8 protein-coding genes are annotated in these 15,178 nt (G+C 44.2%); all 8 read right to left on the minus strand.

Features of this window, described 5'->3' with window-relative positions:
- Positions 1–44 precede the first annotated feature (44 nt).
- Positions 45–5,843: a hypothetical protein gene (locus NST38_RS19500; RefSeq protein ID WP_076251170.1), complete on the minus strand. Its 5,799-nt coding sequence runs from the start codon at positions 5,841–5,843 to the stop codon at positions 45–47.
- 102 nt (positions 5,844–5,945) lie between these two features.
- Positions 5,946–7,082, minus strand: a complete 1,137-nt coding sequence (locus NST38_RS19505) for a hypothetical protein (RefSeq protein ID WP_036607790.1) — start codon at positions 7,080–7,082, stop codon at positions 5,946–5,948.
- A gap of 13 nt (positions 7,083–7,095) precedes the next feature.
- Positions 7,096–9,051: a hypothetical protein gene (locus tag NST38_RS19510; protein ID WP_076251168.1), complete on the minus strand. Its 1,956-nt coding sequence runs from the start codon at positions 9,049–9,051 to the stop codon at positions 7,096–7,098.
- A gap of 11 nt (positions 9,052–9,062) precedes the next feature.
- Positions 9,063–9,473: a hypothetical protein gene (locus tag NST38_RS19515; RefSeq protein WP_076251166.1), complete on the minus strand. Its 411-nt coding sequence runs from the start codon at positions 9,471–9,473 to the stop codon at positions 9,063–9,065.
- Between the two features lie 18 nt (positions 9,474–9,491).
- A complete protein-coding gene (locus tag NST38_RS19520) occupies positions 9,492–9,908 on the minus strand; it encodes a hypothetical protein (RefSeq protein WP_076251164.1) in 417 nt (138 codons plus the stop codon).
- Positions 9,908–13,048 carry a M23 family metallopeptidase gene (locus NST38_RS19525; RefSeq protein ID WP_076251163.1) on the minus strand — a complete coding sequence of 1,047 codons (3,141 nt, stop codon included), beginning with the start codon at positions 13,046–13,048 and terminating at the stop codon, positions 9,908–9,910. The genes NST38_RS19520 and NST38_RS19525 overlap by 1 nt, the downstream gene beginning before the upstream one ends.
- A 15-nt stretch (positions 13,049–13,063) precedes the next feature.
- Positions 13,064–14,476, minus strand: coding sequence for a hypothetical protein (locus tag NST38_RS19530; protein WP_339186675.1), 1,413 nt, complete (start codon positions 14,474–14,476; stop codon positions 13,064–13,066).
- Positions 14,477–14,516: 40 nt separating this feature from the next.
- Complete coding sequence (locus NST38_RS19535) at positions 14,517–15,167, minus strand: S-layer homology domain-containing protein (protein ID WP_076251159.1); 651 nt, start codon at positions 15,165–15,167, stop codon at positions 14,517–14,519.
- Between the last annotated feature and the right edge of the window lie 11 nt (positions 15,168–15,178).

Raw genomic sequence — 15,178 nt, forward strand, 5'->3', positions numbered from 1 at the left:
CCAATCACCTCCCAATCTCTCTATACGACAAAAAGAGCACCGAGTTAATCGGTGCCCGTCAGATCATATTGCAATTTCGAATCTGTGTAGATCTGGAGTTTATTTTTCATGACCGACACGGACAATGTATACCATTTTTCCTTCTCCCACTTAAAGGGTTGCATCGGAGAACCCACTGCAGTTGGATTGCCAGCAACGATTTTATATAGCTGCATCGGCGTTCTCATATCCAGACTGTTATCGCTATCTCCTCCGTGAACCATAAACATCCAATAATTATTTTCATCGAAGTATTTGAAAATAATTCCTGCGCCATTCCCATCCGTACTTGCATCCACCTTGAAATCAATGGAGAACTTATACGTCTCAGCCAGGAAATTATTGCGGTACCATCCACTGATGTCCTTCGTATCTGCCTTAGAATAAAACTTTCCAAGCAATTGATCCCGATCCCAATCGCCTTGACCGAATTTAGTCCAATCGTCAGACTGGGATAATTCCAGCGCATCCATATCCTTGGAATACGGATAGTACACATTAAATGGATCATTCGGATCATAGTCCTCCGGCACACCCAAACCACCTTCCCAATCTTCAGGATCCATCCCTCGATCGAGCAGATCTTCCGAGTAATCGAATATGAGACCCTGTGCCATGGTGTCCATCATCGGAATGTAAGCATCAGCGGATTCCCGTTCAGCCACCGGATGATCATTCAGTGTGAAGCTCTCACGTGGTTCCATCTTGGCTTCGTGATACATTTCCATAAGATGAGCTGTTCTCTCGGGAAGAAAAGCGTGCAACTGTTCCAGATACTCTGCTCGTTTCTCAGGTCTTTCAGCGAAAATAAAACCTGTGATGACTTGAGAACAGCGTTCTTCAAATGAAGCCATGAGAGAATCAGGATCTTCAATTTCAGACAATCTGGCGTTTGCTGTTCCAGTCGGCAACTCTCTTGCAATGCTAGATTCACGTTCCTCAGTTATCCCTTTAAAAACATCTTCACTAAGATAACCCGGGTCTATTAACTTACTGCCAAAGCTCTGGCCGTCATTAACAACGTAACTTGTGTATGGCAGACTATTTCCGTAACTTAACTCGTCTCCTGAGAATGCAAACCTCTGAAGCGTGGTCCCGTATATCCCATCGAAATGCTCACCAGCTCGCTCACCCCCAACGCCACTTTCCATTTCATGTGAATGACCATATCGATCTATTTTCTCCGCTGCGAACTGCTCCCAATCCAGAGTCGTGCTTCTTAACAAGTTCATTCCAGAATCCAATTGATGGTTATACGCGTCATAAGAACTTCTGGAGCTCATGAACGAATTATCTTCAATATGAACGTCTCTCGTTTTAAGGTAAGCATATTCGCTTCGGATCAGGTCTAGCTGTTTATATTGGAAGCCAACCAGTTCCATGTCCAAAATGGATTCATTAAATTCCTTGTTTCCGTAGAACATGTCCTGATCCAACGATCCATTTCGCAGTTTCACTACATCATTGATCGTCTCATGGGTATGCGCCCATCTTTCAGCTTTTACCCCCAAAAGGTTGTCATGAAGGAATGCTGACCTATCCTCTTTATTTAACTCAAGCGTTTGGATCAAATCAGCTTCATTACCGTTTTTAAACGCATGAATTTGCTCATCAATAGTGGATTCTTTGGCATTTTTCAGACCGTACATGTTCTCTTCCAAATATCCATATTGCGGTTTGTCGGCGAGCAGATTCTCTTCCATATTGCCGTACTGGGGTTTGTCCGCTGAGAGTACAATCTCTGTTGTTCCATACTTCAAGTTTGTTCCACCAACAATCTCAACCGGAACATCACCGTACTTCAGATTTGTTCCGCCAACAATCTCTACAGGTATATCTCCATAAGTGAGCCCCGTCCCACCCACAGATTCCACTGGAACATCTGCATATTTCAGATTTGTACCGCCTAGTGGTAACGTGAGGTCAAGGTAACCATTTTGCGGTTTATCCGCTATAAGTTGTTCTTCAAGATTAGCAATCTTTTCAATCGTGCTATCAGTTGTCTCATGAAGGTAAGCGTCATGAGTATGCTTGTATGCAAGAATCACATCATGATCCAGTGCTGAATCCTTTTTACTCTTTATCGAATCATAGATCAGTTCGACCAAGTCAGTATCTCTGATACCTTTACCACCGTACCAACCCTCACCATGCAATTCACTCAAGCGTAACTTGACAACTTCACTCTCAATTTCATGAACTGATGCCTCTTTCACGATTCTTGTAAAATGGTTATCTTCAAGCATGAGGGATAATCTGTTCATGTTATCCGAAATGATTTCAACGTTCAATTGTCCTTTGCGCATGATTGAATGAGCCGTCAGCATATCGTCAAGATTCGCAGATTTCATTACAGTAGTGGCTAGAGATATCTCATCTTGCACCGATCCATATTGATCTACCCTAATCGCTTCAGGAGTAATATTTACCAACGTGGATTCCCAAGCTTGCCGCATACCTTCGTTAAACTCAATATCCATCGCACCTTCTCTTGCCCACGATGAACCAAGCGTATATCCAATCTCAGCTACTCCATCTCGATATTTCGAGCTGCTTATGGAATAATCCTCGCTGAGCAGCGCAGATCTCCATTTCAAAGTCGCCAGTGAGTAATCTATATCAATAGCTGCCTGACGTGGTTCAATCATGCCAATAGAATAGCTCTCATTCAAATACAACTGTCTGATCTTGGCTGTGCCTATGGAGTACTCACCACTGATTAAACCTTCTCTTATTGGATTAGTAGCCATAAGTTGTTGATCATACGAGTATCCATCACGAGTCTTTGACGTTCCAATAGCATATTCGCTGTTCAAAAGCATCTGGCGTAAGTTCGTGCCACCCATGGTATATTCATCATCAATTATTCCATATCGATACCGGGAAACCCCGCCCATATTAAATTCGGTATGAATCACACTCTCACGGTTCATGTTGGAACTCACGATATGATGGTCGAGAGCCATTCCGTCCCGTTTATATTTTGCGCCTATCCCGTACTCATCAAAGGTTTGTCCTCTGCGTTCAACTTGACTTCCTTCATACGCTGGGTCATCCGGGAATAATCCCCCTCCAGGATTCAGGTAACCTAATGAATCTTCAAACTCAATAATAGCCGGTCTTGCATTAAAATCTGCGCCGTAAATGACTTCCGTAATTTCGCCATGCTGATCTTCCTTTACTTTCACTCCCTCGAAAACGTCTGTCTCTAGAGTAGAATTACGTCTGTTCAGTTCAGCCGATCGAGATTCATCCTCAAGTACTGTTATGCTCAAATCTTTGGATGCTTCTGAGAGTTCCGTCCCTATATCACCAAGCTGAGATTCCTTCGCACCTTCGAAATTAAAGGAAATGATGCCTGATCTGCTTCCTTCTTTATCAGCTGTTAAGATCCCACAATCGATTAACGCATCTACCCGCTCTCTAACCCCAGCCAAAAACGGTTCATCAAAATAAACCGAAGCGTCTGCATTATTCACAGCTTCCATCATCATTTCCAGGATGACTGCCGGACTGTTCTCCAAGATCTCCCCTACGATAAATTCCTCGTCCAGATATCCAGGGTATGCTTTATTCCCCAACCATCCTCCACCAACCAAATTGTCCAAAAGCTCATCCCGAATCATGGTTGGTCGACTATTATCTCGGATGGATTGCAGGGTCGTTTCCAGATGTAGCTTTTTACGATCTCTATGTGATACAAGTGGTTTCTCTGTCAGATGTACATGCTTCTGTTCGTCGTTCTTTCCATACGAATTTAGCTTTTCGAGCATGGTAGAACGTAATAATTCTTTGTCAGCCAAATGGTCCTCAGACTCAGGTAACCACAAATCATGAGCCAACGCTCTTTCTGCCGTTGTTGAACCAGCCGTATAACTTTCAAAGGATGCTTTTCTTTCTGCACCTTCTTCGCTATTCGGGATGAACAAATTCCTTTTTTCTGTTTTTGCAGTATGGAACTTGTCCTCAATATAGCTATCGAACTTGCTTTCCCTTTCACCAAGTGATTGCTTGTTGAGTATTTCAAGAGCCTCTGCAGTCACTCGTTTGCCTAACCTACTCTCCCTCTCTACATACCCAGGAACCTTACTGATCCTTCTGCTCTCCTGCAAATCTCTGAAAACAAAACCGTGCTCCTTACTTTCACGATAAGCCTGTTCTGCATGACGGTCCACCTCACTATGAACCACATAAATTCGTCGTGCCTTAGGATGCTCGTGCTCAATATACATTTTCTCCAAATAAACTCTTTGCCCCGTAGTCAGATCACCCATGACGTTCATATCTTCCGCTTGATCTCGAACAGCCCAAGGAAATTGCCTTTCCACATCCGTAATAGTCCCTATATCTCTGGATGCCAAAATGATACCGGATGCTGTAGTTGCCGGATGTTTGTCTATAATTCTGTGAGCTTGGAGCGGATGCCAAAGGGTATCACTCGGACGAAAGACTAACGCATTTCGATGTTGGTCACGGCTGCTTTGACTGAGATCATCATGAAAGTAAAGTTGCTTGTTGACTTCTCGCGTACTTCTCATTTCGGTATGTAGAACAGTCGGGTACTGACGATCCTTCAGTTTGGCAAGTACATTCTCGTGAGTTGTCATTTCATTCTTAATAACCCTCGTAGCATGATTCAGTTGTGAAAGAAACATATTCTCTTCGTTGTCTCTCATTGCTTGAACAATTTTGCCTGTAGTCGTTCCACCAAACGTTGTTGCTCGCACAGCTGTTCCCAGTGTCTGCATGAGTGTCAATTGTGAAATGTTATCCACTCTTTGGGCTAACGGCAACGTCCGATCAAGGTGCATATACTTTATTTCCTGAAATCTACGAATATAAGCAGTCGACATATCAGAGAGAATGGATAATTGCTGATGATCATCTACCCTTTTCCCAATCATGGTAGCTTGTTCAGCAAATGTTTCTTTATGAACATCACGTAAACCTAGCAGATCCTGATATAGAATTTCCACGTCTTGTTTGCTTACCTTCCGGGATTGAAGGCTTCTCTCCAGTTCTGTACTTCTGAAGTGGTCTTGAATGGCTTCTAACAAAAAGTCATTTTGTGCCCGGCGTCCAATGATCTTCTCCACTTTCTCGAAAACCTCTGCCACATCCATATCCGGTTTATCGTTTCGAACAGAGTGTATCAATTGTTTAATCACCAGTTCAGAGCTGTTATCTTGCTCTGCACTATCTGCATAGTCCGCAATCATCCCAAATTCACTAACCCTGAAACTGATTTTTCCAGGCTCCAGCTTATCCAGATTCTTAACAAAGTTACGAGTTAAACCCAAATTACGGACAATCTTCAGCTCTTTATCGTTATCTACGCGCCAGCCCTCTGACATATCTTCAGGAATGAATGAGTCCTTTAAACCTCCGGGTCTGTGGCCCTCATCTTGATGATCCATCTCCAAAGCTTCAATTAACGCAGACCGCTGCATTTCAAACGAAAATTCCATGACATCGCCTTGCTTGGTACCTGAGCTCGATCCTTCCATGGAACTGTGCAGAAGTCCTTCTTTATCCTGTTTAGCTTCACTTAGGACAATAAATCGTTCTTCTCCTTCCAGATCCTTGCGAATCGCTTCCACAAGTTGATGATTAAATCCATGTGAGATCGATCTTGCCATGTAAAAATCAAGCATCAGGACACTTGGATACCGGCTGTAAGGCATGTATATAAATCGATAATCCTCAGGCCTGCTTCCTGTAGTTCCGACTGTAAACAGGTAACCGTACTGAGTTGTCGTGTAATCTATAACGGTGAAATCAAACTTATTGACTACTTGACTCACGTTACTGCCCCCTTCCAACTAAAAAAAAGGGAACCCCTGAGTGGAGTCTCAGAAAGTTCCCTCTCACTGAATCTATACGACTCAGTTTTGATTCAGTTTAACTTACGCCGTATAACGGACTTCCTTCAGAATAGCCACACCCATACGTTGGTTGGCAGACAGATTCATGAAATTCTGCGCTGTATCGGTATCGAAGTAACGATACACTTCTTGGTCCCAAGACTTGCCTTCCACATCAATAATTAACTCATCCAGGTGAAGGATATTATGCTTCGTAACCGCGATGCAGTTGTCGAATTGACCGCGGTAGCCCTCGTAAGGGTGAACCACGTAGATCGGAGACAAGTGATATTTGGATGTCCATTTGGACGCCTGGAAGCCTTGAGGCTCCAGTTCCAACCCCGTATCCCCCAATTCCGGATCTTGATAAGCTTTCCCCTTCGGTGGAGCTTGAGTAATAAAGGAAGGATAGTGCTGCTGGAATTCAATACCTGATTTGGTTTTCAACATCTGAAGTGTGTTGTTACCTGCAGAAGTATATTGACCGTAGTAATACGTTCCTGTTGTTGCAATCTGAGAGATATCTGGTTCTTCGATTACTGCTCCAGCTGTCAGCATTACATTTCCGTCTACGTCATTCAGGTTGTATTTGAACGGTTTCAATGCACCTGCATACAGGAAGGATTTTTTGTAATCAAGGAAGTTTACTGCTGGGTCCGCAACGAGAACCATCGCCAAACGATTGTTCATGACATTTACATACATGTATACAGGTTTTTCTTTATTCCGATCCGTTGGTGTATAGTTTTCCAGTGCCCATTGGTAGAGTACCGGATGTCCTGTTAGCTTGAATGTAGGGCGAGTGGTAACTGGTAGTGTAGTTGGTTCGCTGCCTTCCAATCCTTCAAGCAGCTGAACAGTCAACGTACTATGCTCCTCATAGGCTGGAACTGGTGCAACGACGCGTGGTACCAGAGCATGATTAATGAAACTAACATAGAAATGTTTAGTAATCGGTGTTGCTTGTGTTCCAATGGTCATGATCCCGCGAAGAATAAGTTCCTGAATACGGTCACTACTGTCCTTTTCTTCGTAAAATACTTCCCACAGATTTTGTTCCTGAGACTCGCCTGCAGTGGATTCAAATGGGAAACTCTTAAACCCTGTAACTTCCTCTTTCAGTTTTGTCAACACGTCCTGTGAAGTAGTGATTGTTTCTACATATTTAAAATTTGCCATTATGTAATCCTCCTTATTTTATCTCTTTCAAAAATGCAATCGTAATTACATCTGGTGATGGGGAATGCTTGAATAGATTCAACGGACTCTTGATACTGAAAAACTTGTAAACCTCTGTCCACGTACCCAACGCAGGTTTGGAAGGATCTTTCAGAATTTCTGTATCTACGATTAATTCATCGCGATTGACCAAATTATGGTCGTATATCGCAACTACACCGTCCATATAACCCCGATATCCTTCTGCCTGATGCACAAGGTAGATTGGGCTTGCGTGATACTTTCCTGTCCAGAGAGATTTCTGGAACCCATCCGTATCTACAATCAATTTCGAGAGGCCCGGGGGAAGTTTACCCACAGAAGGATAGTTCGGAAGATGCGAAATAAATGCCGGGTAATACCGCTGGAACAAGACATTACTGCGTGTCTTCAACATGGACATGGAGTCCATACCATTTGAAGTGTACTCACCGTATTTGGCATAGATATCCGGATTAAGATCCGTGAGAATATCATTTTTCGTATAACCTGTCATATCTGTTCGCAGATCACCCATGCCAACGGTGACACCAAAGTTTCCTCCATGGTCGTAATCATTGAACGGAACGATCTTGCCTATGTATCCAAAACTGCGGTAATAGCTATGAATATTCGGAGAAGGATCACCTTCCAGAACAAGAACTACTCGATCATTGTTTACCGATAAAGTGTAAGCTACCAGGTAATCCGGTCTGCGTTTTTTGTTAGGCAACCATGACGTGGTAGAATGTCGTCCGTGGAAAAATCGAGCTGCCGGGCTTACGATCTCTGTCTTGCCGTCATAATCCAGCTTCCACTTCGTGGATGGTGGGATGAAAGGTTTAATGGCTGATGAATCATTCCATGTTAAATACATATAATGTGCCTTCAATTGGTCAATGACTGTAGGTGCTTTCCCAATCGTTATGGTTGCAGGATCACAGATCCCATCATACGTTTCGCTCTGGCTTCCTTGAGCAACTTTCCCCTCGAAACCTTCTCCATAGTAGATGTTAATGTAATTCCAGTCATTGGGTGGCTGCTCAAACATGACATAATAATCTCGAACCTGAATCCCTGTGGGAACTGTAGGAGTTGCTTTCACTACGGTCTGAGCAGTTACATTGTTCAATACATCAGCTGTATAGAACAGTTCATCGAACTTGTAAAGTTGCTTTACAGGTTCATAAAAACTATCAACAATTGCTCCCCACGCCCAATACGGACTCCTGTCATAATAATTATCTGGTCTTGAAAAGTTGTATTGAAACTTTCCTTTCGGTGCAAGCTTGATTGCGTACGCCCAATCAGTTGGCATTTCTGTAACAATCTCAAACTGGTTCCACTCTTTTGATGGCTTTGTTGTTCCATCGAGTTTTCCAATTACCTGACGCACCAGATACGCTCTGTACCCGTCTGGAACTGAATTATCTAAAACAACGGTTACCAAGCAGCCAGGAACATCAACATATTTTGTTTCATTTGTCTGAGTGTCTTGGTAATTAAATTGTAAAACCTGAATTTTACGTCCTGTCTTATAATTGCCGTAAGTTTTTCCGATGTTTGCTGTGCCTGGTTGAGTCATGCCTTCCACTGCTTCGTCAAAATAGGTTTGCCTTACTTCCCATAAACATCCATCCGCATCTAGAGCAGAGTCTCCTGTGTAACTTTTGGCTTCCGTCCAATCCGGAATTTTGTATACTTCATACTGATTTCCATCCGAATGGGTGTACATGCCAACAATTCCTTTGTGATAACTTTTACTGTAGGTCACCCACTCAGCTCCGCTAGATTCGTAGACTTTCTCCCAGCGATTGGCGTCAATCCCGCCCTCTACTTTGGGAATATCAGCACCTACGATTTCATCGGCCAGCGTGTTAATTAGTTTTTGTGCTTCCGACTCTCCGTCAATATAAGCGGCAAAGTTCGTCTGCGGTTTTTGCAGTGCCATCGTCACCCTCCTTATCTCAAAAATTTGATGTTGTACCAGACCGACTTGGCTTCAGCCACCGCGTTAAAAAAGTCAAACGTGATGGTCGTTCCCGCCGGAATCGGGTAGACAATTCCGAAACTGTTACCCATGGAAACCGACTCGGGAAGTTCCTTCGTATAGATGGTACGACATACCTTCTCCGTCCCGATCATCAGCTCCCAGTAATCGCCGACACAGTAGTGGCTCGCAGCAAACGCAATGCTCAGGAACTCTGTGTCATACGCCAAGGTGAACGTATCAGACTTGGTGGTCTTCGCCGCCGGAATGTCCAACATCTGTCCCCGAATGAACGGGATCGTCTTTTTACTGAAGTGTGGGTACGGCAGCTCGCGCACTTTGTCGATGACGCCACCCGCGATGTAAGATACATTAAATGCCATGGAACCACCTCCTACATGTTATATACGACTTACGCTCGTTCCAGTTAAGCGTCCTTCGTCATCATAATTTAGACCAATATTGTAAGTGAACATGGACTCTCCAGCTGGATCATATGTACGGGCCGTCACCTGCGTTAGCCTGTAATACTTGTAATAATCATAATCCGGGTGGGAATAGCCCACCCCTGAAGGAAAGTCTTCCTCCTCCTCTGAGCCAAACTTCATCCAGATCGAGACCTTCCATGCTGATTCATACAAGAGGTCTGCCCCTGTCACTCTGTCCGGGTCCTGCATATGCTCCCGATATAATGTAACGGAAGGTTCACCTTCAAGAGGAGAAACATTTGAATTGGAGATACTGCTATATTTGCGAAGCTCCCGGTGGATTAGATCCAGCACGGGAAATACAATATTTTCATTCACAATGCCGGCCATTACACCATCACTCCCTTTCTTGCCCACATCATATCAATGACCTGTAACATGCCACGGTCGACCGAATAACTGGTTTTAATACTTTTAATCGTATATACAGCCCGTGTGGTGGTCGTTTTATCCGTCACAATGACGTTGTCGAGCAGATCAAGCGCAGGATTCGCAGGAATGGATACCTGTAACGTACGGCACATACGTTTCATATCAAAAAAAGCTCGTTCTGCCACCTGTCTTTTGGCTTCAACCGTCTTCGCCCAAGGAACGGCCAGCACCATGGTTCGGATTTCTCCTTTGAGTTCGAGCAAAATCTCCTTGTCTACGAAACTGCTCTGAATATCATTCGAGTCAATAACAACAATGTGGCTTCTTCCTCTGGACCAATCCGTGGATTTGGTAATGGAGATCAGATTGTCATTCTCAGAAAACTCTGTCACGACCGGTTTGTCATAATTTAAGCGCTCCAGTCGGTACGTACCATAACGGTCACAGTAGCTTCGATACGGAATCTCCGAGATCACCTCCTGAACAGCTTCCGTAACTTTGGCAGACCATTGCTCAAACGTCTTGCCATACTCCTCAATAAATGGATTAAGCCATCCGTTCGGTGTCAGCACCGTGCTTGCGTCCTTAACTTCAAACTCACCTTCCTGACCCGGTACGGGGACAATGACCCTGCCCGTCTTTTGATTCACTTCAATCAGATAGGTCTCGTCAATCACGTAGTCAGGATAAGAGCGATCCTTACTGGTTGCCCGCCAACCCACCATACCCGCATGTTTAACCAGATCTAGTACAACCGTTGATTTGACCCAAGCAGGCTTTTCAAATTCTACAGGCTGAGCTGGTGTTGGTGTAACTGCCGGGGTGGAGGTTGCTGTAATGGTCCAGCTTGCCGGATCTGCGAGCATCTCCTGATAATAGGTCCATACCTTGTCCACCCAATTCTCCCGATCTTGACTCCAGGTCATGGGAGCAATGTCTCCACCATTGTGGAAATAAAGTACATCGGCTTTTGAAGTCACTTTTTTACCTCTGGAAGCTAGTGCTTTGGACATCCGTTCTGCTCCGCGCTTCATTTGCTCCTGAATACCTGCGTATTTATCAGTACACGGTCCCTCACTAGGACAGCCATATCCAAGAATAAAGCTTCCGTTCTCATCTTTACCCTTCCCCTGTGTTCCGAGAACGGTCTCGTGCCTGCATATCGCAAGCAAAAACTTATGATCAGGCACACCATACACTGCAGCTTGGGCCTGTGCAGCCTGAATTATGGATGATGTCCGGTCCGTGCCAGCTGCTGCAGGCGGCACCGGATCTGGCACATTATCAATCTCTTCTACCTCTGGATAGGCTTTTTTCTCGGAAATGACTTTCTCGATAATGCGCTTGTACATATCTCGGGCCGTAATCTCCAGCGTGGAGCCTTCGCCATTGATGTCCACCTTGTCAATCAGTCCCGTAAATACCCGCATCATGTGCTGACCATATCCCATATATATGCGTATCGGTGTATTTTCACTCAGAACCCCGATATGGAATCCGTTTGCAAAATAAGACCATGGAGACGGTACACCACCAAGCTCGGGAAAATGAGCAGGATTATAATCCGGAGAGAAGAATCCTCTCGGATTGGAGATCGTCAGTCGTGCTTCCCTGGCTTCAGAATCAAACTGATCATCAATTTCGGCACTAATGATATTGGGAAGAACCTGCGTGTCCATATAGACAAAAGACCCGACCTGAATAACATCCGTCTCTGTCCTTCTATTATTGATAAAATCTCCGTAGCTGTTCGTTTGATAATATCCTTTGGACGGATCTAGCCCTTCTTCACTCTTTTGATTCTTCAACGGAGCAGGCAACAACTCTTGTATGCGAATATAATCAATGGCGAATTTTTTATACTTCTTACTCGAAGCAGGAACAGACCCGGTTGGGACAGTGGAGTTTTGTTTGCCCCCATAGGTCACCTTAATCTTGATACTCTTGGCTTTTGCAGGGATCACAATATTATTCAATTCCGTCAGTTTGGTCAGATCATATGCCCCGTTAAACTTATTCACATAGGCATACGTTTTACCATCAATCACCACCGCGAAAGAATCCCCTTCTGCTTCACTAAAATTAGTCCCCATTCCAATACTAAGCAGCCCTTGCGTGGGCATACTCAGTTTTGTCACGTTAATCTCAAATTCAGCTACGGCGGCTTTGCCTTCAAACGTATACAGTAACTTGCCTCCTGAATCAAACATAGTCCAGCCCGATTCAATCTTGGCATAATCCGAAAATTTCAATCCGGTTGTATAAACGTCTTTCTCATGCCAGTTTCGCTTGTCGAACTTCTCATTCAGTTTAATCTCTCCGGGATATCCCTCGACTTGAACCGGCTTTACATCAGTAAATGTTGTTTTCGCATTTCCATGCAGTTTGCGCTGTCCGCTCAGATATAATCTAGGATCAACTGGCTTGCCGCCCTCTCCGGTTCTCGTTGTTGGATTGACTCCTTCCCAAATTTCAAAATGCAGATGTTTTCCCTTGCCCGCCGCACGTTCTGCCGCAGACACCTTATGACCACCGGTATACACGCCACCTGTATTGCCCAGCGTTCCAATGACAGCCCCTTGAGCTACTTCATCATCCACCGAACAGAGAATTTCTTTCAGATGAAAATATTTGGTGATAACACCATTATCATGTCTTATATTTACGGCATTACCGGCACCTTCTGTTTTATTCAAGGATGTTCGGACTACTTTTCCGGCCCATGCAGCCAAAATTGGCGTTCCGATCTTCTCCGACAAATCGATGCCTCGGTGAATTTTTGACGCGCTATTACGAGGAGCACCAAATTCATCTGTAACAGGAGTGGTAATCAGCGTTTTACCCTTGATCGGAAAACAAATCTCCTGAGCATTCGCTTGAGTAGAACCGTTATATATACCATTACTCGACTCATCTACCCAAACGGATTCTGTACTGATGATGGGTACTTGCTCGGTTACGATATGCCTGAACTCTTCTGTCCGTCCCGGGATAAAGGCCAGCCGATCTACTTCGACACGGATATTGGGAAGTGCTCCTTCCCCCAGCTTCAGACGTTGGGACAGCACATTCATAACCTCATCCGAAATTGGAATCATTTTGTAATCTCCCCCTTACTTGAATCGCTCGATGGTCCATTTCATGAATCGGTCCAGGAAAGCTACGGCTTCAGCCCGGGTCATAGCGGAATTTCCAAGGAACCATAGCTCTGCCTGCTCTGTGCCATTTGTAGGTCTCCCCATATCTGTTACTATCGCTGCACCATCCAGCTTGTTATTGATAGGAATTCCATTAATTAGTGGATCATTGTTCGCAAATGTTTCGTCTTCCATTTCCGAGACGGCTATTTTCCAGAAAGCATCCTTGGACTGTTCTACCCGCTCACCTTTGGTTTGATAATAAATGGCTGAAGCTTTGCCGACATCTGCGAACCTCTCGCTCACATCTTTGAGATAATAGAATGTCACTTCGTCGCCTTCTGAAAAAGGTTGATTAAATACAACCGTGTGGTTGTCAATTTCCGAATAAGCCGGTGTTTCTGGGACGTTATCTTTTTTTTCGTCTTTAAATTTCACTGTAATTTTAAGTTTCTTTTTACCTGCCGGATAATTGCCATTAAGTCTAAACACCCGTTGACCCTGAAATGCCGTAATAGGCTGATTAATCTCCGTCGTTGGTGCTTCCATGTCCGTAAATCTGGCATAGAACACTTTGCGCAACTTGTTAATCAGATGAAATGCTTCTCCCCGCTGTATAATGGCATTAGGAAAAAAACAATTGTTGTATGCTGGTTTGAGTGTTGTCGCTTTGATATCTTCACTCTTGAATTTGTTATTCTTCGTCCAATAATTGAACTTGCAAGTGACACCGTTCAGATTAAAAGGAAGAAACACCGATCCCCCCGGGCTGACACAATATACATCCGTTCGGTAACCAATAGCCTTTGTTGCAATTTTGGTTACCGCCGCGGCATCCCCCTTGGTATCACCCCATACCTCGGAAGGAATACTGAGTCTGCGAAGCGGTTGGCCTGCTGCATACAAATATTCCTGATGATTACGACTGAATGGATCGTAGAAATAGGTCGTCGCTGCACTAAGTTCAGCTCTGGGCAGATCTCCAGTCCAGGAGACGGGCGGCCTTTTCCAAGCACTGTCCAGCAACGGTTCACCATAACTACAGAAGGACACCACCTGTCCTGCTTTTACGCCCGTATACAACTCCACATCAGTTAATCCCTTACTATTGGTTTCAGCCGTTTGGTAGATCGTTTGAACACCGTCAATAAACACATACAGTGGATTGTCATCTGTTGGTTTAATCAGCACAGGCAGACTAAATGAGGTTTGCCCCGCTTTCCCTTTGATTTCTTCATATACAAAAGGCTTGCCTTCCTCAAACTTGTTATAGTTGATTCCGGCCACAAAGACTTCACCATCTTCCAAAACCATATTCGTGGCTTCCATAACATCGTTATAGAACCAGTCCCCTTCGTTTACATCAACCCATTTTCGTATGATAAACACCTCCTATCTTTAGAATAGACAGAAAAGAGAGTAGGTCACCCTACTCTCGAATTGTTCGTTCCAGCAAACGTTTAGTACGCATCAGGAAAGTAACAAACTCTGCTCTGGTTATGAAGTTTTCCGGTCTGAAATATAGAATGGGTTTGCCATCCAATTGTGTTATAACCGTCAGTCCCAAATCAGCCAAGCGTTCAATGGAATCTCTTGCCCAGTGGTCCTTCCCTTCTGTTGTCTGTAAATCCTGAAACTGTATTGCACTCTTACGGTCATATCCATCTTTTTTGATCAGGGTCATGGTCAATTCGACCTTGTACCCCTTCTGATCTTTATCCATCGTATCCTGATGGTAGAAAATAGGGTCAACTTTGATGGACTCTACAACACCAACATAGATATTACCCTTCTCATCATAAAATTTGTGCGTCCAGCCTACGTACATGACGTAGTTGTGATAGGCCTGCTTGTCTTTAAATAGAAAATTAATAATTGCCTTGTATGAAGACACTCCCATTTGATGAAAATGTGAGGGTGCATTAATCATTTTAATTTCCCTCACTTGCGGATTGGGCGAAGGTGAAGAGTACGGATCAATAATTCTTCCGTTCACTAGCTCGAACTTCATGCCTGTATCTACATACAGCTTTCTTTTATACCGGTCATTAACTAAGCCAAACGGATCTTGCTGAGTCATATCAGATGCCC

Source organism: Paenibacillus sp. FSL H8-0104, from assembly GCF_038050215.1.
GTDB classification, from domain to species: Bacteria; Bacillota; Bacilli; order Paenibacillales; family Paenibacillaceae; genus Paenibacillus; species Paenibacillus amylolyticus.

Excerpts from the sequence above, each read along its gene's own strand:
- NST38_RS19535 (WP_076251159.1), bottom strand. The coding sequence starts at position 15,167 with ATGACTCAGCAAGATCCGTTTGGCTTAGTTAATGACCGGTATAAAAGA.
- NST38_RS19515 (WP_076251166.1), bottom strand. The coding sequence starts at position 9,473 with ATGGCATTTAATGTATCTTACATCGCGGGTGGCGTCATCGACAAAGTG.
- NST38_RS19520 (WP_076251164.1), bottom strand. The coding sequence starts at position 9,908 with ATGGCCGGCATTGTGAATGAAAATATTGTATTTCCCGTGCTGGATCTA.
- NST38_RS19525 (WP_076251163.1), bottom strand. The coding sequence starts at position 13,048 with ATGATTCCAATTTCGGATGAGGTTATGAATGTGCTGTCCCAACGTCTG.
- NST38_RS19505 (WP_036607790.1), bottom strand. The coding sequence starts at position 7,082 with ATGGCAAATTTTAAATATGTAGAAACAATCACTACTTCACAGGACGTG.
- NST38_RS19510 (WP_076251168.1), bottom strand. The coding sequence starts at position 9,051 with ATGGCACTGCAAAAACCGCAGACGAACTTTGCCGCTTATATTGACGGA.